Here is a 22,280-nt window from a genome sequence, read left to right as displayed (position 1 = left end):
ACATGACGTTGCTGCATCAGATCGTTTGGGGCAGTACCTTTCTGGGTATTTGCATCCTGATCGAGATTCTCTTTCTGACCTGGTGCACGATGTCCATAATCAAGATGGATAAAAAATGGGTCACACGCGGGGTGTTTGTGGCAACCGCGGGGCCGATTGCTGTTGCCTTGGGGTTCATTATCGCGACGCACACCATACAGGTCTGGATTTGGGCTATCGTCTGGGTATTGCTGAATGTGCTGCCGGACTGGAACTCGGCCATCTATTTCTCGTTGGTGACGTTTACGACGCTCGGATACGGCGACATCGTTCTGGGTGAAGGGCTGCGCATCTTCGGCTCGTTTGCTTCGGTCACCGGGCTGTTGGCGTTTGGATTGTCGACCGCGTATCTGGTCGCATTGATGACCCGCGTTTTTCAGGAGAAGTTCTTTTCCTAAAGGATCGGTGCAAACAACCGCGCCAGTGGCGCACCAAAGCGGATGTGGGCCGGTTGTTGACGCAACCTGCGGGTCAGTTCGTAACTAGATTCGAAATCTTGTTGTAGCATCTGGTCGACGGCCTGCGCAGCCCGGGCATCAAAGAACAGCGCCATTGCTTCGAAGTTGAGGCGGAAGGATCGGTTGTCGAGGTTTGTTGTTCCAACAGCGGCCAGCGTCTCGTCAACAACGAACGCCTTTTGATGCATGAACCCACCGGTATAGCGGAACACGCGTACGCCGCAGTCGCGGATTTCATCGAAATAGGCAAACGCGGCCAGCCAGGGCAGGCGATGGTCGATCATGTCAGGAACAAGGATGCGTACATCCACACCGCGCATCGCGGCATGTTGCAGGGCTGTCATGACATCGATGTCGGGTACGAAGTAAGGCGACGCAATCCACAACCGTTCTTTTGCCTCGGCGATTGCCGCAAAGAACATCATGGCGCCAGTTTCGGTTTCGTCTCCGGGCCCGGTCGCAACCAGCAGGGCATTCATGTTCTGTTCGGATTCACTGCCCGCCCAGTCAAGTTCATCAATCAGGTCTTCGTTATGTGCCCAATGCCAGTCTTCGGTGAAGATAAGCTGCAATTGCCGGACGACATGACCGGACATCATGATGTGAGTGTCGCGCCAGTGGCCGAAATGCGGATGCTTGCCCAGATATTCCTCGCCAACATTGTGGCCACCGATAAAGCCTGTCTCGCCATCGATAATGACGGTTTTGCGGTGGTTTCGGTAATTCAGCTGAAACCGAAAATTCGGGCCGCGTTGTTGACGAGGGTCGGCGACATCAATCCCGGCTTCACGCATGGTATCCAGATACGCGCGCGGCAAACCATAACTGCCGACTGCATCGGTCATGAAACGGACGTGAACCCCACGCTTCGTCGCCTCGATCAGCTTGGATTGCAGTTTGCGGCCCAGTGCGTCGTCTCTGATGATGTAGAACTGAATGAGGATATAGTTCTTCGCCTTGTCGATGGCGTCGAAAATGGCGTCGAATGTGGCGTGCCCGTCAACCAGCAGCCGGGCACCGTTTCCGCTGGACACAGGAAGATGCGCCAGAAACTCGAACGGGCGCGGATTGATCGACATAGACGAGGGATCGGGCCTTGAGTAATCGGCAAAGGTTTTGATCCCTTCAACAACCCGCTCACTTTTCTGGCGCGCGATGCGATATCCGTGAAAGCGATGGTGTCCCAGAAAAAGATACAACGGCACCGCCAGGAAAGGTGCTGATACCAGAAAGACCACCCAACCAACTGCACCCTGCGGTGTCCGCGCGGTTTGCGCCGCTCGGATCGAAAACACAAATGCAGCCACGTACAACGTGAATACAAAGATAGATACCAGCGCTGTCCACATGGGGTCTTACGTCTTTCGGGCCGTTCAGTTTGCCCCAGTGTAGATGCGTGACCAGTCTTGCGCCATATCGACAATGATCCATCCCTTGTCAGAACCCTGATCCAGCCCGTCTGCCAGCTTTCCTATTGGGCTTTCGCGGTCATAGGCCCATTCGCGTTCGGCGTCCGTGTGGTGGATCAGAATTCCCAAACGCGGGCCATCACCCGACGTTGTCCAATCCAGCATAGCGAAATCTCCGTCCGAGTTGCCTGCGGCCAGAATCGGGCGTCTGCCAATCGTGCGTTCGATATTGATCGGCTTGCCTTCCTTGTCATCGATGAAGGCTAGCCCCGGTGCCTTGATGATCGTCGGGTTGCCGTCGATCACCTTATAGGTGCTGTCTGCATAGCTCCCCAATATCTGTTCCGGCGGGATACCATATGCATCCTCGGCAAAGACGCGCATGAAATGAATGCCACCGCCGGATACGATGTAGGTCTTGAAACCTTCGTCACGTAGATAACGCAGCAACTCGACCATCGGCTGATAGGTCATCTGGTCATAACGAAGGCCGGTGTTGGGGTGGCGTTCGGTTTCCAGCCACTGCGCAACAGCTGCCTGAAATTCTTCGACGCTGGTGCCAGAATGCGATGCGTTGACAACTTCGATCAGCGCCTCATGCCCGCCTTCAAGAACGGTCGCTAGATCACCCTTTGCAGCAGCTTCCAGAGCAGGAGTTGTCAGGATCGACGGGTCCCGCTTGGCCAGATCGGCCAGACGATCCATGGCGAAAAGGAACTGAAAATACACCGGCTGTTCGGCCCAAAGCGTTCCGTCATTGTCGAATACGGCGATCCGATCATCAGGCGTCACGTAATGAGCTGAGGCAGGGTCGGTTACCTCGTCAACAAACGAAACGATTTTCGCTTTAGATTCTAAATTGTTCCATGACGGCAAGGGGTCAGCGATGGCGACCGTCGCTCCTAGCACACTGCACAATATCAAAAATAGACGCACGGATTATTCCTCAATTTTCAACCGCTAATGAGAAGGGCCGGGGCCCCGGTATCGGGACTCCGGCTTTGCTGTGTCTTGGATCAAACAGTCAGGTTCACGGTGCGCCCGGAGGTGACGTCAACTTCTCCATCACCTTGTCGAGGCTGAAGCTCGCCGCTTCCTGTCGGGGTGGGTATTCCTTGAAGGTTTCAAGGAACTGCGCGACATAGGCCTGCGCAGGTACCAGCATGTAGGCACGGTCGAGCATCCAGTCATAGTAGGTGTTCGATGTGCGGTAGCCACGCTCGTACGGGTCGCGTCGCAGGTTGGTGATCAATGGCACGCGCAGAGGGGTCAGTGGCTCCATCCAGGCGCGCAAAGTTGCCCATGCCTTCTGTTCCAGGAAGGTGATTTTCCAATCACCGAAGCGCAGTGCCGCAAGGTCACCATCGTCCGTGAAATAGAAGATTTCCCTGCGCGGACTCTTGTCTGTTTCGCCGGTCAGCAACGGCAAGATGTTGTAGCCATCCAGATGCACGCGATAGTCGCGCCCGCCGCCAACTTCGGCCACGGTGACACCTTCCAGAAGATCTTCTTTCACGGTTTCGTTGCCAGCTGCAGCCAGGAATGTCGGTAACCAATCCATATGATGCACGATCTCGTTCGACACAGCACCTTCGGTAATCTTGCCGGGCCACCGAACCATGGCAGGTACGCGCCATGCGCCCTCCCATTGGGTATTCTTTTCACCCCAGAACGGGGTCATCGCGGCATCTGGCCAAGTATTCATGTGCGGACCATTGTCGGTCGAGTAAAACACGATGGTCTTGTCGGCGATGCCCAGCTCATCCAGCGCAGTCAGGAAGTCGCCAATATGCATATCATGTTCGATCATGCCAGCCGTATACTCATCTACCTGCTTGCCGACGATTTCATTGGCCTTTGCCCATTTCTCTTCGGAAACATGCGTGCGGAAATGCATCCGGGTGCCTGACCACCAGACGAACCACGGCGTGCCGCTTTCCTCTTGTTTGCGGATGAATTCAATCGCAGCTGCCGCGGTTTCATCGTCGACCGTTTCCATACGCTTCTTGGTCAGCGGGCCGGTATCCTCGATCTCACCACCCGCTGTCGACTTGATTACACCGCGCGGGCCAAAAGCTTGTCGGAAGGTTCTGCCATCGGGCAGAACAGCATCATTGGGATAGTCGATGTTTTCCGGCTCTTCCTCGGCGTTGAGATGGTAGAGGTTGCCAAAAAATTCGTCAAAACCGTGGTTTGTCGGCAGATGTTCATCCCGGTCGCCCAGGTGGTTTTTTCCGAACTGACCCGTGGCGTAGCCTTCCGCTTTCAGAAGGCCCGCAATGGTCGGGTCTTCGATCTGCATGCCTTCCTCAGCGCCCGGCAGGCCAACTTTGGACAGGCCCGTGCGGAAAACGGATTGCCCCATGATGAAAGATGATCGCCCAGCCGTGCACGACTGTTCACCGTAGTAATCCGTGAACATCATACCTTCTTCGGCGATACGGTCGATATTGGGTGTCTGATACCCCATCAACCCCCGCGTGTAGGCCGAGATGTTGGACTGACCAACATCGTCGCCCCAGATCACAAGGATATTCGGTTTCTGGTTCTGCGCCCAGGCGGGTATGGCCAGTGTCAACGTGGCGGTTACCACGGCAAGTCGGCGCAAGTTACTGCGCCAGGTGCCGGATAGCGAACGTGGAGGTAACATGGTTTGCTCCTGATCTGAGAGGATCTTGGCGACCCCAAAGGAAATGAATCACCCGGCGTTCAAATGCATGAACAACGCGGCAGCAAAGTGTTGATTCCCATATTGAAAATCTTTGGTAGCAGGAATCGAACACCATTAGCATAGGTTACTTCTTGCGTCGGAAACTCATCATATGATTATATCGCAAAGTACAAATGTGAGACAAAATGAATAATCTGAAGCTATTACGAAACACCGGATGGTTCAGTGAACGCTCGTCAGAGTTTCAGGCCGATTTGGCAGCCCTTGGCATACCGAAATCGGTAGAGGCGGGAGAGACGCTGTACCACTACGGTGATCCGGCAAATGGAATCTACGCGATTCTCAGCGGTGGTGTGCAGATAACGGCCCCAGCGGACGATGGTCAGGAGTTCGTTTTGCACCGCGATGGCGCTGGGTTCTGGATCGGCGATCTTGCGTTGTTTGCTGGTGCACTGCGTCTGGTCAGTGTTGTCACGACGCAAGCCACTCAAGCCTTGTTTTTCCCTAACCTGAGCATCTCGCGGTTGATTCAGAACAATCCTGACTACATCCGGGATTTCTATGCGTTGACGCATGAGAATATGCGGACCGCTTTGCGCATCATGGCAAATCTGGCTGTGACGGGAACGGAGAAGCGGCTGGTCTTGAGGTTGCTTCACTTGGACGAAGGGACCTCGAAAACCGAAGGCTGGATTGATGTTTCGCAAGACGATCTGGCAGCGATGATTGCTGTATCGCAGCCGACTTTGCACAGGAACCTTCACCGGCTTGTGGATTTGGGGTTAATCGAACTGGGGTATGGCCGGGTTCGACTGCTGGATCGGGGCGCATTGATAGCCAGTTGTCAGACCTGAGGTTTCGGGTAGCGACACCGGCATGCGGTTCAATATACGCGGACAGGCTGGCCGCTGTGTACGGTACCCGACGAACTTAAGCCTACGCCACGCCGTGGTTCAGTTTTTCGCACGCGCCTGACTGTCCTCCTCGCCCAATTGGCCGTCCAGAGACATCATGATTGCGACCGGGCGTAAAGCAGGGATGTGGCTGAACACGATCAGGATGCAGACCGTCAGTGGCACGCTCAGGAAAGCACCGATCAGGCCCCAGACAGTTGTCCAAAAGGTCAATGCCAGAATAACTAGGAATGTCGACATGTTCAGCGAACGTCCCAGCATGGCCGGATCAAGGAAGTTACCGATCAGGAATTGAAGGGTGCCGCACCCAAATAAGATAATCAAAAACGGAACGATCGTATCAAACTGAACAAGCGCGATCATGGCTGGGAAAAACACCGCTATGATCGACCCGATCGAGGGTATGAAGTTCAGAGCAAAGGTCAAAACGGCCCAGGTTTCCGCATATTCCAAGCCAAGAACCCTGAATACAAAATAGCTGATGCCCGCTGTGATCAGGCTGATCAGCGTCTTTACCCCAACATATCGTTGCAGGCTGATCGATATGGCATCAAGCATGGTCGCAAAATCTGCGCCGGTTTGGGGGTCACCAGCCGCAAGTTGAATTTTCTTGCGAAAGGCCAGACGCTCGGCCATCAGGAACGCGACATAGAGGCTGATCAGAAAGAACTGGTTTAGCAGGGACGTAGCGCTGCCCAGCAACAGGCGTGCGACATAGGTCATGTCGATGCTGACCAGATTGTCGCGGATGAAAGTGGTGACATCGTTGCCGACAAGACCGGTTATGCGCTCAACCGCCCCGTCGAACTGGTTTTCGTAGGTGCTGACGGACCGAGCAAACTGCGTTGCCTGACTGCCCAGCACGTACATGATCATGAACAATCCCACCAGAACCACGGTCACTCCGGCGATATTGGCCAACCAGACCGGAGCACGGGTCAGCGCGGTAACGCGGTCGCTCAGCGCAATGATCAGAACGTTGACCAGCAGCGCCATGGCAAGAGGGATCAGGAAGTTCGCCCCCGCATAAAGCCCCAACACTATCAGCGTCGCGATAATGCAGGTGTCGCGGACAACAGACAGTTTTAGCCTGGGGCGAGCCGTGAAATCTTCCTGATCCGGGATCATTCAGTATCCTGTTTATCTGTTCTTACGCAGGCTGGTGATCGCCCCGCTTTTTCCAATCCTGCACCTGCAATCCGTTTTTAGCAATGCAGTCAGCCGTTTGCAGATCGGCATTTGTCACTTTGATACCGATGACGGGTTCTGTGTTTTATTTCGGCAGGTTAGGGTTGCAGGATGACAAAGCCCACGATTCCCCCGTTTGGCCGCCCGCTTCAGGCACTGTGGCTGGCACTTCGCCGGTTCGTCAGGAAAAACGGACCTGTCATGAGCAGCCACGTCGCCATGTCGCTGATGATGGCCCTGTTTCCCTTTGTGTTGTTCACCGTGGCGCTGGCCGGGGCATTGTCGCAGGACTATGTCACTGATGAGTTGATTGATCTGCTGTTCGGGGCATGGCCCAAGGATGTTGCGGACCCTATCGTGGCCGAATTGCGTGCCGTTCTGGCCGGGGCAGGGTCGGGTGTGATTACGCTGGGTGGCTTACTTGCGATCTACTTTGCCTCCAACGGGGTTGCCGCAGTTCGCGCTGCGATGAATCAGGCCTATCACGATCAGGACAGTTGGCCTTTTTGGAAGACCCGGCTTTTGTGTCTGGTTCTGGTTATCCTTGGCGGTTCGGCAATCCTTGTTATTGCAACGGTCGAGGTGGTCTTGCCGGTCTACACGAAACTGGTGGCAGAGCATACCGAAGCTCCGGTAGCGGACTGGCTGTCCGTAGATCGCCTGCGGTGGACGTTTACCGTGGCCGTTCCGGCAGGCACCGTCCTGCTGGCTCATCTAATCCTGCCAACCCGCAGGCACAGCCTGACCCAGATCCTGCCCGGCGTCATACTGACATTGGTTTTGTGGGCAGCTGGCGGATGGGCATTTTCAGTCTATATCAGCCAGTTCGCCACCTACAGTGCCACATATGCGGGTTTGGCCGGGGCAATGGCTGCGCTGATCTTCCTGTATCTGTGTTCTGCGATGCTGATCCTTGGCGCTGAATACAACGGCGCATTAATCGACCTTCGGAACGCCGCTGAAGGAGATATGGCATGAGATTTGCCATTCTGGCGGCTTGCTTAACCCTCGCAAGTGAAGGGCAGGCGCAGTCACTGGAATATGTCGGGTCGGATCAATGTTCGGACTGCCATCAACGCGAGGCCGAGGCATGGGCTTCGTCTCATCATGCCTTGGCCTGGACGGAAGTTGGCGACGGCCATCTGGTCGCCGATTTCGATGGAACCCGGTTCGTGCAGAACGGGATGACGGTTGAATTCACTAAACAGGCAGACAGGTTCACAGCTCGTGTAACTGAAAAAGACGGTGCGACGACGGCATATGATGTGCATTCCGTCGTTGGGATTACGCCTCTGCAACAATTTCTGTTTGAAACCGAACCGGGGCGGTTGCAAAGTTTTGATGTGGTCTGGGATACCGAGCAGAAGCGCTGGTATCACTTATACCCCGATCAGGATCTGCCGCCAGAAGACGGGCTGCACTGGACGGGCCCTTACAAGAACTGGAACGCGCGCTGCGCCGAATGTCACGCCACAGGGTTTGAAAAGAACTACGACGCGCAATCCAGAACATACTCTTCCCGACAGGCTGAGATTGGAGTTGGCTGCGAAGCTTGCCATGGACCGGGGTCGGCACATATCGATTGGACCAAAGGGCAGGGCGTTGCCGGGGGTCTGAGTGATAGAGGCTTTTCGATGAGCTGGGGCAAGGGCCAGACCGAGGCCGAGATCCAGCAATGCGCCGGATGTCATTCGCGGCGCGAGGCGCACGGCAACGGAAATCCTTTGCCGGGAACCCCGTATCATGATGCCTATAACCTGGCTGTGTTGCGGCCCGGTTCGTATCATCCGGACGGGCAAATACTTGATGAGGTCTACGTTTACGGCTCATTCCTGCAATCCAAAATGTATGCCCGAGGGGTCGGGTGTATGAACTGCCACGAGCCACACAGCGCGCAGTTGAAGGCCGAAGGCAACGGTATTTGCACGCAATGTCATTCCACGGCCGCAAACCCTGAATTCCCGACGCTAGCGAAACAGGAATACGATACCCCCAGTCACCATCATCACGTTATGGATAGCGCGGGTGCCCAGTGCAAAAGCTGCCACATGATCGAACGCACTTATATGGGAGTGGACGGTCGCCGGGATCACAGCTTTCGCGTGCCGCGACCGGATTTGGGATTAGGGGCTGATGCCTGCACTGATTGCCACCAGAATAAGGATCAGGTCTGGGCTGCCAGCCGGATCAAAGGGTGGTTTCCTGACACAGCCAATCGGGGCGCACATTTTGGTACGGTATTCAAAGCTGCTGCCGATGGTCAGTTGAATACGCCAGAGGGTTTGATTTCTGTCGCAACGGATCCCTCGCAACCCGCTATCGTGCGCGCAACAGCGGCGTATTTGCTGCAACCTTTTGGCTCGCCCGAAGTTGCCGCGCGCACAGCGCCACTGTTGCAGGAAGACGATCCGCTGATACGCGCAAATGCAGCAGCCTTGCAGCGTCAGGCGAGCCCTACGGATCGTGCGCAAAGGTTAGAGCCACTTTTGTCTGATCCTTTTCGCAACGTTCGCATTGCCGCCGCCAAGGAGTATCTGAGTATCCCTCCTCAAGCTCTGACGCCTCAGCAACAGGGTCTGGCCGGGCAGGGTATGGCCGAGTGGCAGGCGGCGATCTCGAACAGGCTGGATGCCCCTGAAACGCATCTGGTTCTGGGGGGCATGGCGTTGACGCTGCGCAACGCCCCGGCCGCCGAACGGGCCTTTCGCGAGGTTGTCGCGCTGGACCCTCAGCGCGCCGAAGCGTGGCCCATGGTGGTACAGCTGGCTCAGATCAACAGCGGCCCGGAAGCCGCACGTATCGCCTTACGCGAAGCCTTGATCAGGTTGCCCGATGACCCGGCCTTGCTGCAATTGTTGCAACAACTGGGCCCCTGATCCGGCACAGGCTTGCCCGATTTGTTCCATCTTCACGGCAAGATTTTACGCTAACAGCATTTCAGAACTGTTGTATTGAGGTGATGCATGTCCACTGAGTCAACAAGACAGAAAGCAACCGGGCCGAACCCTGCTACGCTGGCGCAGCGCATTGAAGAGCTGCGCAATCGCGAGCCTGTATATGTTTCGCACGGGGATACTCTGATGTTGCAGGGTATGGCGGCCACGTCGTTGCGTGAACAACGTCTGACCGGAAACCGTATCCGTTTGGAAGATTAAGTTCAGCCGCGAAACCCGGTTGCTATAACGAATTTCTCGGAGCTGTCCGAACGGGATGCGGGCGGTTTCACATGCGCCACTTTCTGAAATTTCTGCTTCAGAAGTTTTTGCAAATCGCCCTCGGCGCCGCCAGCAAGAACCTTGGCTATAAATGTGCCACCTTCTTCCAGCACGTCAAAGGCGAAATGGGCCGCAGTTTCACACAGCGCGATGATCCGCAGATGGTCGGTCTGCTTGTGACCCGAGGACGCTGCGGCCATGTCCGACATTACAACATCCGCCTTGCCACCCAGCCAGTCCTTGACCTTCTGGTCGGCGTCATCCTCCATGAAGTCCAGCACATGGGTATCGGCACCCGCAACCGGTTCGACTTCCTGTAAGTCGATGCCCAGCACCGTTCCGATCCGTTTCCCCGATTTTTCACCAAGCGCGTTTACCCGTTTGACTGCAACCTGGCACCAGCCACCGGGTGCGCATCCCAGATCAACAACCCGTGCTCCGGGTACGAGAAAGCGGAACTTGTCGTCAAGTTCCATGATCTTATACGCGGCCCGCCCACGGTATCCTTCGGTCTGGGCGCGCTTGACATACGGGTCGTTCAATTGCCGTTCGAGCCAGCGGGTCGAACTCAGCTTGCGACCACGAGCGGTTTTTACCTTTACCTTCAGGTCACGTTGCCCGCGCCCCGAGTTGTTTTTGCCAGTTGGTGTCTTCGCCATCAGAACGGTCCGTCTTCCAGTACCCCGTCCGCGCTCATCTGTGCATAAAGCAGGCCCTCGCGCAGCCCCCGATCTGCCACGGAAAGGCGATCAGTGGGCCAACAGCGTAACAATGCCTGCAAAATGGCCGAGCCGGACATGATCAGGGCCTGCCGGTCTTCCCCAATCCGAGGATCCCGGCGGCGCCCATGAGGGCCGAGTTCTAAATACCCGCGTATCACTTTGTCAATCTGGTCACTGGTCATACGCAGCCCGTCAACTTTGGTCCGGTCATACCGCTTGAGCCCCAGATGCGATGCCGCAACCGTAGTGACAGTTCCGCTGGTGCCGACGATCTGAAAACCTTCACGGGTTTGTTCATCTTTGTAAGGTGCGAAATCGGCCAGGTTTTCTTCGAAAAACCAGCTCATTAACGCAAACCGCGCGGCGTCGTTTTCGACGTCATTGAACTGATCCCGCAACGTGGCAACACCCAGCGGCACGCTGATCCAGTCCACGACTTTTGCAGCCGGAAAAGGGCTGTCGACCGTGTGAAATCCGTTATGCAAACGCATGATCGCAGCCGGGCGGTCACGGCGAGGGACAGACGAAATGTCGATCCAGACCAGCTCGGTCGAACCGCCGCCAATATCGACAACCAACAGCTGTTCGGTCTTGGTGGACACCAGCGGGGCGCAGGAAATCACCGCCAAACGGGCTTCTTCTTCGGGTTGGATGATTTCAAGCGTCAGCCCGGTTTCGCGTTTGACCTGTCGGATGAATTCGCGGGAATTCTTGGCGCGGCGGCAGGCCTCGGTTGCGATCAGACGCATCCGTTTCACTTTGTTCCGTTTCAGCTTTTGCTGACAGATTCGCAGCGCTTGAACGGTGCGTGCCATCGACGCCCGCGACAGACGTCCGGTGCGTTCCAGACCCGCGCCCAGCTGCACGGACTTGGAGAAGCTGTCAACCACATGAAACCCGCTGCCCTTGGGCTGGGCTATCAACATGCGGCAACTATTTGTTCCCAAATCCAGAGCCGCATACAGGGCATCCGGATCGGGTCTTGCCGGCGCGGGGCTTTCGACCGCTTGCGGGAACGCGCCCGCACCTTTGGGACGCTTGGGCGCCATCGTAACGCCCTCCGATTTTCGAGTTGATTTGACCCTAGGCGGCGCATCGCCGACGTGCAAGCGATTTCCATTTCGAATTTAGTCTGGATGTCACACGCCGTTCATACTGAGGTGCGATTTGAACTTTGATCCCGGTTGAGGGATTCTTGATCGCAATTAGCCGCAGACGGAGCCTGCCATGAAAGATGAACGTGTCCTGACCTTTGACGAATTCGATGAAGTGGTGAATCCGCGCCCAGAGGTATGTGAGTTTGACCGCGTCGTTGAGCGTGCCTTATCACGTCGTGGGTTTCTGGGCGGCGTATTGGCGATGGGAAGTTTCACGGCGTTGGGTGGGGCGCTGCTTCCGACTGGTGTACGTGCAGCCGCAGATCGCTTTGCGTTCGAGGCGATTCCGGCGTCAACTGCCGATGACGTCATCGTGCCGCCGGGCTACCAGGCCGAGGTGATGGTGCGCTGGGGTGATCCGCTTTGGTCTGATGCGCCCGAATTCGATCCGGCCACCCGTGGAACTGCCGCCAGTCAGGAACGTGCATTCGGTGATAACACCGACGGTCAGGATGTGTTTCTGCACGAGGGTCACGTTCTGCTGGTCGTAAACAACGAATACACCAATCGCGATATCCTTTGGGGAAACAACCCGGACGCCAAGGCCGCCTCGGATGACGATGTTGCCAAAGGCATGATGGCGCATGGTGTGACGGTGGTCGAGATTGCAGCTACCGATGGCAAGTGGGGCATTGTTAAGGATAGCCCGTATAACCGCCGCATCACGCCGCAGACAGACATGTCACTGACGGGCCCTGCCGCGGGCCATGATCTGTTGAAAACTGCCGCTGATCCGACAGGCACCACCTCTAAGGGCACCTGGAACAACTGTGGCAACGGCATGACCCCATGGGGGACGTATTTGGCCTGTGAAGAGAATTTCAACGGCTACTTCTCGGCTGAAGACGAAAACCATGAAGTCAGCGCCGAACTTCAGCGCTATGGCGTTTCGTCCAAAGACTGGGGATACGGATGGGCCGGAATTGACGAGCGTTTCGATGTCTCGAAAAACCCCAACGAGCCGAACCGCGCAGGCTATGTTGTCGAAATCGACCCAACCGATCCGGCCTCGACGCCTCGCAAGCTGACCGCGCTTGGTCGGTTCAAGCATGAAAACGCCGAGGCCATTGTGAACAATGACGGTCGCGTCGTCGTCTACATGGGCGATGATGAACGGGGCGAGTTCCTGTATCGCTTCGTCTCGGAAGGTGTTTATGCCGCTGGTGTGGATACGAATGCGCTGCTTGAGAACGGTACGTTGTCGGTTGCAAAGTTCAACGACGACGGGACTGGTGAGTGGCTGGACCTGACCCCCGAAACAACTGGTATGACGTCGCAGGCCGAAATCTGCATCCATACGCGACAGGCAGCGTCGGCCGTGGGCGCGACCACTATGGATCGCCCGGAATGGGTTGCGGCCAATCCGAACGCGCCCGAGGTCTATTGCTGCCTGACCAACAACAAGAACCGCGGTGTGAAACCGAATGCCGGTGGCGACGACACTTCGGTCAACGGGCCGAATCCGCGCGAGGCGAACAAGTACGGTCAGATCGTGCGCTGGCGTCCTGAAGGCGGAGACCATGGCGCATCGGGGTTCGGATGGGACCTGTATGTACTGGCCGGAAACCCGACCGTGCATCAGGATGCGTATGGCGGTTCGGACAATGTCAACGCCGACAATATGTTCAACTCGCCCGATGGGCTGAAGTTTGACAGCAACGGCCTGCTGTGGATCCAGACCGACGGCAAATACAGCAACGAGGGCGACTTCGAAGGGCAGGGGAATAACCAGATGCTGGCAGGCGACCCTGTTACCGGTGAAATCCGTCGTTTTCTGGTTGGCCCGAACGAGTGTGAGATCACTGGGCTCAGCTGGTCGCCGGATCGCCGCACCATGTTTGTTGGTATTCAGCACCCCGGTGAAGACGGCAACAGCCACTGGCCCGACGGTGGTAGCTCGGTTCCACGTTCAGCCATCATTGCGGTTACTCGTCAAGACGGCGGGCTGGTCGGTTAACCCTGGCAAGACGCGCTGAATCAAGCTTCGGGCGGGTCATGCCGTCCGGGGCTTTTTGTTCATTATGCAGCGCTCTCATAGTGACAATGAGAATTTTGGTATGCGTTTTCGCCGCGAGACGGGTTAAAACCCCGCCACGCCACCGTGGGCGAAAACGTCGCTTGAAAAGCGCCGGGTGTCGAAAACCGACCGACCCATCCCCACATTGAAGTTTAGAACCGGCCCATCGGGTTAGGAGGAATCACAGTAATGCCTGACGTCACCATCGTGTATTGGCGCGACATTCCCGCTCAGGTCATCGTCGGCAAAGGCCGTCGCGGCGCGAAGCGGCAATTGGAAGAACGGTTCGAGCAAGCCATCGACCGCGCCGCCATGAAGGTAAACGCCAAGGACAGTGATGCCTATCTGGCCGAATGGCGCAAGGCCGAGCCTTTTGCGGTTGATGGCGACCCGGCAGAAGTAGCCGAGGCCGAGGCCCTGCGTCTGGAAAAGGAATACGATCAGGACCGCATTAAAGCGCTGATCGCAAATGACGGTTGGGCATAAGCCCGGATCTTAATGGGAGGCCTCAATGGCTTTGCTGAACTTCAAGAAACGTGATGTGGTCGAAAACAGCCCTGTGAACCCGACCGTCGAAGCCTTCCTGCAAGGCTATTCGATCGAGGTCATGCCGCGGACCGCCGAAAAGGTCGAGGATTTCCGCGCTCTGCTGCCCGAGGGCACACGCGTTTACATTGCCCATATCGAAGGTACCCCGATTGAAGATATGGTCAAGACAGCCAAGCGGATTGCAGCCGAAGGCTATCCTGTCATGCCCCACTTCCCGGCGCGGATCATCAAGGATGCGGCGACGTTGGAAAACTGGATCTCGATGTACCAGGGCGAGGCGGGCGTCGAGCAGGCGCTGTTGCTGGCCGGTGGCGTGACAAAGCCGCATGGCGATTTCGACAGTTCCATGCAGCTGATGGAAACCGGTCTGTTCGACAAGGCAGGGTTCAAACGTCTTCATGTTGCCGGTCACCCCGAGGGGAACAAGGACATCGATCCCGATGGGTCCACCAAGAATGTCGATGACGCCCTGCGCTGGAAACAGAAATTCAACGAGACCACGGATGCCGAGATGGCGCTGGCAACCCAGTTTGCCTTCGATGCCAAACCGATCATCGCCTGGGCAGATAGTCTGAAAGAGGCGGGTATCGACCTGCCCATCCACATCGGTATCGCCGGTCCGGCCAAACTGCAGACCCTGATCAAGTTCGCAATTGCCTGCGGCGTCGGCCCGTCGCTGAAAGTTCTGCAAAAGCGCGCCATGGATGTGTCGAAGCTTCTGCTGCCCTATGAGCCGAATGATGTTGTGACTGAATTGGCCAACCACAAGGCGGCCAACCCGGATTTCAACATCACCAACGTGCACTTCTTCCCGCTGGGCGGGATCAAAACCAACGCCAACTGGGCGATCAATAACGGCGGTGCCGCGGCGCAGCCTGCAAACTCCTAAGGAACGGACATGACCCGAACAGTCGTAGAATCAAAAACAAAAACAGCCGTCCTGGGCTTTGACGAACCGTTCTGCGTGATCGGTGAGCGGATCAACCCGACCGGTCGGAAAAAGCTGGCGGCCGAACTGGAAGCAGGCGATTTCTCGACCGTCGAGAAGGATGCCCTGGCGCAGGTGATGGCGGGCGCGACCGTTCTGGATATCAATGCGGGCGTCGTCTACAACTCGAACCCCAACCCGAACGAGACCGAACCGCCACTGATGCGCAAGATCGTTGAGCTGGTGCAGGGTCTGGTCGAAGTTCCGCTGTGTATCGACTCGTCGGTTCCCGGTGCTCTGGAAGCGGGTCTTGAGGCGGCGGAAGGTCGCCCGCTGCTGAACTCGGTCACAGGTGAGGAAGAGCGTCTGGAGCTGGTTCTGCCGCTGGTCAAAAAATACAACGTTCCTGTTGTGGCAATCTCGAACGACGACACAGGCATCTCGGAAGACCCCGATGTCCGTTTCGAAGTGGCCAAAAAGATCGTTGAACGTGCCGCTGATTTCGGCATCCCTGCGCACGACATCGTTGTTGATCCGCTGGTCATGCCGATCGGCGCGATGGCAACTGCCGGTCAGCAGGTGTTTGCTCTGGTCCGTCGCCTGCGCGAGGAGCTGGGCGTTAACACCACCTGTGGCGCGTCCAACATCTCGTTCGGCCTGCCGAACCGCCACGGCATCAACAATGCCTTCTTGCCGATGGCAATGGGTGCCGGCATGACCTCGGCGATCATGAACCCGGTGGCTCTGCCAGTGACGCAGGCGAAGATTTCCGAGAAAAAAGAAGCCGTTGCCGCGGCGGGCATCATCCTGCCCGAAGGCATGGATGACGAGGCGTTCGTTCAGATGTTCGGCCTGGGCTCCACCAAGCCGCGCGCCGGTAAGGAGATGGAGGCCATCCGCGCCGCCAACCTGCTGACCAACAACGACCCGCATGGTGGGGAGTGGATCAGGTTCAACAAATCACCTGACGAGGCCGGTGGCGCAGCCGGTGGTCGTCGCGGCGGTGGCCGTCGTCGCCGCGCCTGATTGCATCAACAAAAAACAGCAAAGGCCGGGCACTGTGCCCGGCCTTTTTCGTTTGCCCCTGATCAATGTCGATTTTGCGCAAGGGTTCAGGATATCTTGATCCGGGACGCAACGATCAGGTGGCACCATGCGTAAATATCACCCCCCGAAACTCTCAGAAGCGGATCTGACCAAGAGGTTGGGCAAAAAGGAGTATTTCGAGCAACTGATTGATCTTCAGGCCAAGCTGGCCAGGATTCAACAAGCGTATCTGTTTCACGGGCTCAAGGGTGTGCTGGTGTTCGAGGGTTGGGATGCGGCAGGCAAGGGGGGAACCATTCGCAGGATCAGCCAGGCTCTGGACCCGCGCAGCTTTAAGGTCTGGCCAATTGGGGCACCCCGGAACTACTACCTCAACCGGCATTACCTGCTGCGGTTTTGGGAACGTTTGCCACCGTCCGGAGCAATATCCGCATTCGACCGCAGCTGGTACGGGCGCGTGTTGGTCGAGAGGATCGAGAACCTGACCCCGGAAATACGCTGGCGCGCTGCTTATCAGGAAATCAATGATTTCGAACGCATGCTGGTCGACGATGGTGCCCGGATCGTCAAGCTATTCTTCCACATCTCTGAAGATGAACAGATGCAGCGGTTTACTGAACGGCTGAGAAACCCGCTGAAGCGCTGGAAATTGACATACGAAGATTTCAGGAATCGCGAGAAATGGGATGTTACCGAGATCGCCGTGGATGAAATGCTGGCCCGGACGTCGACCGATCTGGCACCGTGGCACGTGATACCGGCCAATAACAAAAGATACGCGCGCATCAGCGCCATGAAAGCCATTGTCAAAGCGTTTTCAGCCGGGGTCGATCTGAACCCGCAACATCTGGACAGCCGCACGCTTGAGGCGGCCATCCAGGCTTTGGATGTAGATGACTCGCTGATCGACAGTCTTCGTGCGCGGACCGAGTGACTTTTTCCGGGCAACCTGAAACGATCCGGCTTGCGTGTCAGGGAACTCTGGTTATATCTCAGGGGTGCGGCGGGTATGATGTAATGGTAGCCTGTCAGCTTCCCAAGCTGAACGCGCGGGTTCGATTCCCGCTACCCGCTCCAGAACTTTCAGGTCAGACGGCGATTTCCGGTGAAGGCCTGCTCCGGCAGGCATGGGGGTCGTATCGGGACGTTCCACCAAATTGACTTGTGCCAGTGGATATCTCCGGTTTTGGGCATCCCTCTCGCGATTGGTAGGATTCCGGGCGTCTTATGATAGAGTGACCCCATCACTGTTGAGCAGAGCCCAACTATGCGGGAAATTGATCAGACCGGCACGAGTACACCCCAAGAGCCTTGCGCAGGTGATGTTCATGCCTTTCTGGAGAGCCTGACCGGCCCGTCCCGTGGAACGGTTTCCTGGCTTGTTGACAGCGCATTGACTGTTTCTGTTGGCGAAGGCCGTGCGCTAGGTCTGCGCCTGAAAGACAACACGCCGCCCCATGACGAAGATATCGCAACGCTTCAGTGGACCGAGGGGGGCTATGTGCTCAACGCGCTGGCAGGGCAAGACATCTGGGTCAATGGCCACAAGATTGTCTCGGCAACGCTGAAACACGGCGACATGATCGAATTTGGCGAATTGGGTCCGATATCCCGGTATCGCATTTGTACTCAGAGGTTTCCCATTCGTCACACGGTCGAGGATATCCTGAGTGACGCCTATGCCTATGCGCGGTCAAGTCGCCGACCCTTTGCCCAAAGAATGTCGGGTGCGCTGCGTGAGAGTGGGCGAAGGCTTGTTTCTCAAACCACTATGTTCTTCAGGATTACGGTAGTAGCCGCGATTGCGCTGATCGCAGGTCTGCTGTTCCTGCTTTATCAAAACGACCGGAGACTGGCCGACAGCCTGCAACAGGAAGCTCGCAAGATTGAAGCTGTGGCGACCATGCTTAGCCAGACGCGGGAAGATGTTCTAACCCCCGAAGACCTTGTGGCGTTGAGGGAAGCCTTTCAGAACCAGCTGATATCAACCGAGCAGCGGTTGGGTACCCTTGAACAACGCGCGGGGGCGTCTACGCGGGTCATCACCGCCTCTACTCAATCCGTGGCTTTCATTCAGGGCGCCTACGGATTGCGTCATATCGAAAGCGGTAAACTGCTGCGCCACGTGTTGGGGCCGAACGGAGAGAAGTTGCAAACACCCTTCGGACAACCCTGGATCGAACCGGACGCAACAGGCGAGCCCGCGGAGTTCCAGTTCACTGGCACCGGATTTCTGCTGGAGGGTACGCCGCTGATGGCCACCAACCGCCACGTTGCCTTGCCCTGGACATCCGGCGACCAAGCTCAGGCACTGAAAAACGCAGGTCTTGAGGCCGAGATGCTTCGGTTGCTGGCCTATCTGCCAGGTCAGACCGATCCGATCGAGGCTACTTTGGACCGGTTCAGTGAAACCGCTGATCTGGCACTTTTGTCGGTTGATCCAAACCGTATCGAGGGGCTGGGATTGCCACTGGCGGAAGATCTTCCACGAAGCGGTGACGAAGTCTTTCTGCTGGGGTATCCTACTGGCCTGAAATCATTAATTGCGCAGGCGGGGCCGGAATTTCTGAAAACGCTCGAGAAAGACGGGTCCGTCAATTTCTGGACGATCGCCGCACGGTTATCTACGCAAAACCAGGTTCAACCTCTCGCCAGCCGAGGAATCGTGGCGCAGACAAGTCCAGGTGCAGTCGTTTACGACGCAGAAACAACGTCAGGAGGAAGCGGAGGGCCGGCCCTGAACCGCAAGGGAGAGGTGGTCGCGATTAACGCCGCGATCCTGCCAGAGTTCGGGGGTTCAAACATCGGGGTTCCGGTTTTGCACCTGAAAACCTTGCTGAATGAAACTGTCAGCCAGTAATCAATCACTGGTCTGGAACGGCGATTTTTGAACAAAGAATACGACCACCAACGGAACGATCACAGAAATCACGGCCACGGCGACCAACAGGTGTCCAAGTTGGCTGTAATCGGCAATCGATGTGACGACACCGGTTTCCGGGTTGGTTACCGCGCGCGACACCACGAAAATCTGGTTCAGGTATTTCGTTGCCAAACTGCTGGCCGACAATGCCATGTTGGTGAATGACGCCATGACGGCAAAGAAAGTTGCCTTCAGATGCACAGGAGCATTCCGTGCGATCCAGGCCAGCATCGGAACCATCGCGATTTGACCCAGCGGAGATTCAACTGCGGTGTCGAGGACTGCGATGAACCTTGCGTCTACGATCCCGCTAGTATGCGCAGATGTCCATTCATGCACGCCGTAATACAGCGCTAGGTTGGGCAGGGCGAGGACCCCCGACGCGATGGTCAGAATGATGACGACCTGCGCAATCGAGCGGTTGGCCATAAATGGTCTCAGGACGATGAGGCCCACCAATGCAAGCAGGGACGTCAGAAGCGCCAGGATTGCCAGGAACTGCTCGTCAAACCCCAACTCGTCGATTTCGAACCAGGTCAACCCCGGCCCGGGCAGAGGAACCGCACGAAACACGAAAATGATTATCGCCGTACCAATCAGAGCCTTTGCCTGATTTGGGTTCAGTTCCTTCACCAAGCGCGACATCAGGTACAAAATCACACTCAGTGAGACTGCAAAAATAGTTTCCTGGGCGAGTTGGAAATTCGATGTTCCCAACACAATGCTCAATACGACAAAGGCGAGACCGCCCAGCAGGATCGGCCATTTGACCTCGGTGGTTTCGTCAGGGGTATGCGGGGGATGACCAAGGCGAAGACGTTGACGCTGTATCAAACCGTGCAAAACCACACCGCTGACGGACAACAGGGGAATGACAAGCGCGATCAGATAGACGCTGCCATACAATGCAAGGCGGTCTGATTTCTGCATGCCCTCGGTTCCCGAGAACACCCAGATATTGACCGCGGCAACGGCCGCGAACCCAGAGAAAATGGCGATCCTTCCCAGTGTTTGCATAGTTGTATGCTGTGCACGGGTTTCCTCGGGCGAAAACGGCTGCCCGTCGGGATTGATCTTTGGAACGGCTTCGACTGTCATCGCGTCGGCGACAACATCCTGAATGGCATAGCCGGAAGGCGCCAAGAGCAGGGCAATGATGTACCAATGTTCCAGCGGCATGACATCAGCCATATGTCCGGGAAAGGCTACAAGCCCGTACATGGTGAGCAGGGACAAGGTGATCAGGGTTGCCCCCAATAGGATCAGCAATGACTTCCACCGCCAAAACAGATCAACAATATGACCCAGCGGCATTTTCAGGATCCAGGGAAGCCCGGCCCAAAACGCCAGCCCGGCAACAAAGGATGCGGATAGGTTAAGGTAGTCCTTAAGAAAGAAGGCGCCGACGACCGATGTCAGACCAGAAACACCGGCGGCAAAATAGACCATGAGCGGTGGCAGGTAGGACCATTGCATCTGTCGGGCCAGATCAACAAAGGTTCTATGCCACCATGCAGAAAGCCGCGCTCCTGTAGAAGGCTGGTCAGTGGTCATGTTCACGTAAATCGCATCGCAGGATTTCCTTGACCCAATGATACAGGCTTACAGAAACGCGGACGCAAAAAGCAACAAACTGGTCACCACCCCAAAGAGGGGAACAACAAGAGGCACGCGGAACTGCGGTTCTTCGAATTCAGCCCTGGTCTTCAAAAGGATCAGTGACAGATTGACCAGCACAAAGACTCCCAGAACAATTTGAGACGTCCGCTCGGCCAGAATGGCGATTGGAAGCGTTTGGGTCAGCAACAGGATTATTGCCGTGACCATGATTGTCGCTACCGTTGGTGTCTGAGTGACCTGAGATACCGTAGCCAGAAACTTTGGCAAATGATCCCGATCCGCGAGCCCGTAAATCACGCGGGATGCCATGATCATCTGGATCAGAACACCATTGATCGTCGCAACGATGGCAATGGCTGAAAACCCCTGCTGGATAACATCGGGCGCGTCCGTAAAAATCAGGGCCAGCGGCGCGGCGGACGTCGAAAGGACATCGATCGGCACCACATACAGAACAGTCATGGACGTACCAAGATACAAGACCGTAGCCAGAATAAGCGTCAACAGGATCGCTTTCGGGATTGTTCCGGCGGGGTCTTTAACTTCTTCAGCGACATTCGCCATGTCCTCGAAACCCACAAAGGCGAAAAACGCCAGAAGCGAAGCGGCCAATATCCCTCTCCAGGCGGTTGGGTCCAGCCCGGGAACCATCTGGGTGAGCGCATAGCCCTGAGGCTCAGGAAGGGACAGGCCCCAACCAATAACGACAAGTAGCCCGCTGATTTCTATGATGGTAATGACTGCCGCCACCATTACCGACTGCGTGATCCCCCATAGGGCGATCAGCCCCATGATCAGAACTACACCGATTGTCAGACTTGAAATGCCTAAACCTGTAAGCGTTTGAAGGTACGACGCGGCCCCGATAGCCACGGCCGAGGCCGAGATGATGCCCGAGGCGGCCACCGCGAGACCGACCAGCACGGCCATCCAGCTTTTCTGAAACCCAGCTTCGACATAGGCGGCCTCACCCGCACTCACAGGATATCGGGTTGCCAGTTCTGCGTATGACAGGGCGGTCAGCGCAACAACAAGCGCAGCAATCAGGAACGAAACCGCGGCATACGGGCCCGCAATCCCGGCCGTCGCACCAACAAGCACGTAAATTCCAGCGCCCACGGTTACCCCAAGCCCATAGAGCGTAAGCAGCGGGGTCGTCAGCGCCCGCCGCAGCTTTGGTGTCTTTTGTTCAACGATGGACATCATCTATCCGCCAATTGGAATGCGTTGCGTGTCTTGGTTTGACATTAAAGTTTCTCTGCTTGGTCCCGTTGCCTCGATCATATGAGTGACTGACGTGCGGTTGGCCCCGAGAAGCCAGAGCGTAGTCGGCAGAAGAGCGCGCCTCGCATTTGCCGCGCCCGTGGAGTGAAACCTTCGCGCCGTTGAAGTACTGATCACCGGTAAATTTGCTTGGGGTCAG

General features: G+C 56.5%; 19 protein-coding genes and 1 tRNA gene. 12 read left to right on the top strand and 8 right to left on the bottom strand.

Translation table 11 applies throughout. From position 1 onward, the window contains the following. Positions 1 to 2 precede the first annotated feature (2 nt). The gene (locus tag ACR3E2_RS05225) at positions 3 to 437 is read left to right on the top strand and encodes an ion channel (RefSeq protein WP_480472907.1); all 435 of its coding nucleotides are present in this window, start codon (positions 3 to 5) and stop codon (positions 435 to 437) included. Here ACR3E2_RS05225 and cls read toward each other — a convergent pair. The 3 genes from cls to ACR3E2_RS05210 form a co-directional block, all read right to left on the bottom strand. Next, positions 434 to 1,846 carry a cardiolipin synthase gene (cls, locus tag ACR3E2_RS05220; protein ID WP_480480819.1) on the bottom strand — a complete coding sequence of 471 codons (1,413 nt, stop codon included), beginning with the start codon at positions 1,844 to 1,846 and terminating at the stop codon, positions 434 to 436. The two genes, ACR3E2_RS05225 and cls, sit on opposite strands and share 4 nt — an antisense overlap. Before the next feature lie 24 nt (positions 1,847 to 1,870). Beyond that, positions 1,871 to 2,842, bottom strand: a complete 972-nt coding sequence (locus tag ACR3E2_RS05215; protein WP_480480821.1) for an HAD family hydrolase — start codon at positions 2,840 to 2,842, stop codon at positions 1,871 to 1,873. Between the two features lie 94 nt (positions 2,843 to 2,936). Further along, positions 2,937 to 4,556: an arylsulfatase gene (locus ACR3E2_RS05210; RefSeq protein WP_480480823.1), complete on the bottom strand. Its 1,620-nt coding sequence runs from the start codon at positions 4,554 to 4,556 to the stop codon at positions 2,937 to 2,939. A 206-nt stretch (positions 4,557 to 4,762) separates the two neighbouring features. Here ACR3E2_RS05210 and ACR3E2_RS05205 point away from each other — a divergent pair, with 206 nt between their 5' ends. Further along, positions 4,763 to 5,431: a Crp/Fnr family transcriptional regulator gene (locus tag ACR3E2_RS05205; protein WP_480480825.1), complete on the top strand. Its 669-nt coding sequence runs from the start codon at positions 4,763 to 4,765 to the stop codon at positions 5,429 to 5,431. A 99-nt stretch (positions 5,432 to 5,530) separates the two neighbouring features. Here the strand turns inward: ACR3E2_RS05205 and ACR3E2_RS05200 are convergent, their stop codons facing one another. Beyond that, entirely contained in the window at positions 5,531 to 6,619 is a 1,089-nt protein-coding gene (locus ACR3E2_RS05200) for an AI-2E family transporter (protein WP_480480827.1), read from the bottom strand. A gap of 171 nt (positions 6,620 to 6,790) precedes the next feature. Between ACR3E2_RS05200 and ACR3E2_RS05195 the strand changes: the two genes are divergently transcribed. From ACR3E2_RS05195 to ACR3E2_RS05185, 3 genes are all read left to right on the top strand, one after another. Further along, positions 6,791 to 7,657, top strand: coding sequence for a YihY/virulence factor BrkB family protein (locus ACR3E2_RS05195; protein WP_480472895.1), 867 nt, complete (start codon positions 6,791 to 6,793; stop codon positions 7,655 to 7,657). After that, entirely contained in the window at positions 7,654 to 9,555 is a 1,902-nt protein-coding gene (locus ACR3E2_RS05190; protein ID WP_480480829.1) for a multiheme c-type cytochrome, read from the top strand. The genes ACR3E2_RS05195 and ACR3E2_RS05190 overlap by 4 nt, the downstream gene beginning before the upstream one ends. Positions 9,556 to 9,642: 87 nt before the next feature. Next, complete coding sequence (locus ACR3E2_RS05185; RefSeq protein WP_480480831.1) at positions 9,643 to 9,834, top strand: hypothetical protein; 192 nt, start codon at positions 9,643 to 9,645, stop codon at positions 9,832 to 9,834. A 2-nt stretch (positions 9,835 to 9,836) separates the two neighbouring features. On the opposite strand, the gene ACR3E2_RS05180 is transcribed toward ACR3E2_RS05185, so the two are convergent. After that, on the bottom strand, positions 9,837 to 10,553 hold the full coding sequence (locus ACR3E2_RS05180) for an RlmE family RNA methyltransferase (RefSeq protein ID WP_480480833.1): 717 nt from the start codon (positions 10,551 to 10,553) through the stop codon (positions 9,837 to 9,839). After that, a complete protein-coding gene (locus ACR3E2_RS05175; protein ID WP_267365936.1) occupies positions 10,553 to 11,665 on the bottom strand; it encodes a Ppx/GppA phosphatase family protein in 1,113 nt (370 codons plus the stop codon). The genes ACR3E2_RS05180 and ACR3E2_RS05175 overlap by 1 nt, the downstream gene beginning before the upstream one ends. Before the next feature lie 178 nt (positions 11,666 to 11,843). Here ACR3E2_RS05175 and ACR3E2_RS05170 point away from each other — a divergent pair, with 178 nt between their 5' ends. The 7 genes from ACR3E2_RS05170 to ACR3E2_RS05140 all read left to right on the top strand — a co-directional run bounded on the left by ACR3E2_RS05170 (position 11,844) and on the right by ACR3E2_RS05140 (position 19,174). Beyond that, positions 11,844 to 13,730: a PhoX family protein gene (locus ACR3E2_RS05170; RefSeq protein ID WP_480480835.1), complete on the top strand. Its 1,887-nt coding sequence runs from the start codon at positions 11,844 to 11,846 to the stop codon at positions 13,728 to 13,730. A gap of 249 nt (positions 13,731 to 13,979) precedes the next feature. Continuing rightward, the gene (locus tag ACR3E2_RS05165; protein ID WP_209503861.1) at positions 13,980 to 14,276 is read left to right on the top strand and encodes a virulence factor; all 297 of its coding nucleotides are present in this window, start codon (positions 13,980 to 13,982) and stop codon (positions 14,274 to 14,276) included. Between the two features lie 25 nt (positions 14,277 to 14,301). Next, a complete protein-coding gene (locus ACR3E2_RS05160; RefSeq protein ID WP_480480837.1) occupies positions 14,302 to 15,228 on the top strand; it encodes a methylenetetrahydrofolate reductase in 927 nt (308 codons plus the stop codon). A 9-nt stretch (positions 15,229 to 15,237) separates the two neighbouring features. Beyond that, positions 15,238 to 16,293 (top strand): methyltetrahydrofolate cobalamin methyltransferase, encoded by a 1,056-nt coding sequence (locus tag ACR3E2_RS05155; RefSeq protein WP_480480839.1) that lies wholly within the window; start codon positions 15,238 to 15,240, stop codon positions 16,291 to 16,293. Between the two features lie 127 nt (positions 16,294 to 16,420). Continuing rightward, entirely contained in the window at positions 16,421 to 17,248 is an 828-nt protein-coding gene (locus ACR3E2_RS05150; protein ID WP_480480841.1) for a polyphosphate kinase 2 family protein, read from the top strand. Between the two features lie 69 nt (positions 17,249 to 17,317). Further along, a tRNA-Gly gene (locus ACR3E2_RS05145) sits at positions 17,318 to 17,391 on the top strand. Between the two features lie 190 nt (positions 17,392 to 17,581). After that, the gene (locus ACR3E2_RS05140; RefSeq protein WP_480480843.1) at positions 17,582 to 19,174 is read left to right on the top strand and encodes a trypsin-like peptidase domain-containing protein; all 1,593 of its coding nucleotides are present in this window, start codon (positions 17,582 to 17,584) and stop codon (positions 19,172 to 19,174) included. On the opposite strand, the gene ACR3E2_RS05135 is transcribed toward ACR3E2_RS05140, so the two are convergent. Both ACR3E2_RS05135 and ACR3E2_RS05130 read right to left on the bottom strand, forming a co-directional pair. After that, positions 19,175 to 20,791, bottom strand: a complete 1,617-nt coding sequence (locus tag ACR3E2_RS05135; protein WP_480481669.1) for an MFS transporter — start codon at positions 20,789 to 20,791, stop codon at positions 19,175 to 19,177. A gap of 48 nt (positions 20,792 to 20,839) precedes the next feature. After that, complete coding sequence (locus ACR3E2_RS05130) at positions 20,840 to 22,060, bottom strand: APC family permease (RefSeq protein WP_480492695.1); 1,221 nt, start codon at positions 22,058 to 22,060, stop codon at positions 20,840 to 20,842. Positions 22,061 to 22,280 lie beyond the last annotated feature (220 nt).

The organism is Ruegeria sp. AL7, from assembly GCF_056536105.1.
The sequence above is the reverse complement of the archived record's forward strand: the minus strand, read 5'-3'. Positions and strand labels throughout refer to the sequence as shown.

Bases quoted from the DNA above. Each gene is read 5' to 3' on its own strand.
- ACR3E2_RS05160 (WP_480480837.1), top strand. From the start codon at position 14,302: ATGGCTTTGCTGAACTTCAAGAAACGTGATGTGGTCGAAAACAGCCCT.
- ACR3E2_RS05225 (WP_480472907.1), top strand. From the start codon at position 3: ATGACGTTGCTGCATCAGATCGTTTGGGGCAGTACCTTTCTGGGTATT.
- ACR3E2_RS05185 (WP_480480831.1), top strand. From the start codon at position 9,643: ATGTCCACTGAGTCAACAAGACAGAAAGCAACCGGGCCGAACCCTGCT.
- ACR3E2_RS05190 (WP_480480829.1), top strand. From the start codon at position 7,654: ATGAGATTTGCCATTCTGGCGGCTTGCTTAACCCTCGCAAGTGAAGGG.
- ACR3E2_RS05165 (WP_209503861.1), top strand. From the start codon at position 13,980: ATGCCTGACGTCACCATCGTGTATTGGCGCGACATTCCCGCTCAGGTC.
- ACR3E2_RS05205 (WP_480480825.1), top strand. From the start codon at position 4,763: ATGAATAATCTGAAGCTATTACGAAACACCGGATGGTTCAGTGAACGC.
- ACR3E2_RS05200 (WP_480480827.1), bottom strand. From the start codon at position 6,619: ATGATCCCGGATCAGGAAGATTTCACGGCTCGCCCCAGGCTAAAACTG.
- ACR3E2_RS05140 (WP_480480843.1), top strand. From the start codon at position 17,582: ATGCGGGAAATTGATCAGACCGGCACGAGTACACCCCAAGAGCCTTGC.
- ACR3E2_RS05210 (WP_480480823.1), bottom strand. From the start codon at position 4,556: ATGTTACCTCCACGTTCGCTATCCGGCACCTGGCGCAGTAACTTGCGC.
- ACR3E2_RS05170 (WP_480480835.1), top strand. From the start codon at position 11,844: ATGAAAGATGAACGTGTCCTGACCTTTGACGAATTCGATGAAGTGGTG.
- ACR3E2_RS05155 (WP_480480839.1), top strand. From the start codon at position 15,238: ATGACCCGAACAGTCGTAGAATCAAAAACAAAAACAGCCGTCCTGGGC.
- ACR3E2_RS05175 (WP_267365936.1), bottom strand. From the start codon at position 11,665: ATGGCGCCCAAGCGTCCCAAAGGTGCGGGCGCGTTCCCGCAAGCGGTC.
- ACR3E2_RS05180 (WP_480480833.1), bottom strand. From the start codon at position 10,553: ATGGCGAAGACACCAACTGGCAAAAACAACTCGGGGCGCGGGCAACGT.
- ACR3E2_RS05150 (WP_480480841.1), top strand. From the start codon at position 16,421: ATGCGTAAATATCACCCCCCGAAACTCTCAGAAGCGGATCTGACCAAG.
- ACR3E2_RS05195 (WP_480472895.1), top strand. From the start codon at position 6,791: ATGACAAAGCCCACGATTCCCCCGTTTGGCCGCCCGCTTCAGGCACTG.
- ACR3E2_RS05130 (WP_480492695.1), bottom strand. From the start codon at position 22,060: ATGTCCATCGTTGAACAAAAGACACCAAAGCTGCGGCGGGCGCTGACG.
- cls (WP_480480819.1), bottom strand. From the start codon at position 1,846: ATGTGGACAGCGCTGGTATCTATCTTTGTATTCACGTTGTACGTGGCT.
- ACR3E2_RS05135 (WP_480481669.1), bottom strand. From the start codon at position 20,791: ATGACCACTGACCAGCCTTCTACAGGAGCGCGGCTTTCTGCATGGTGG.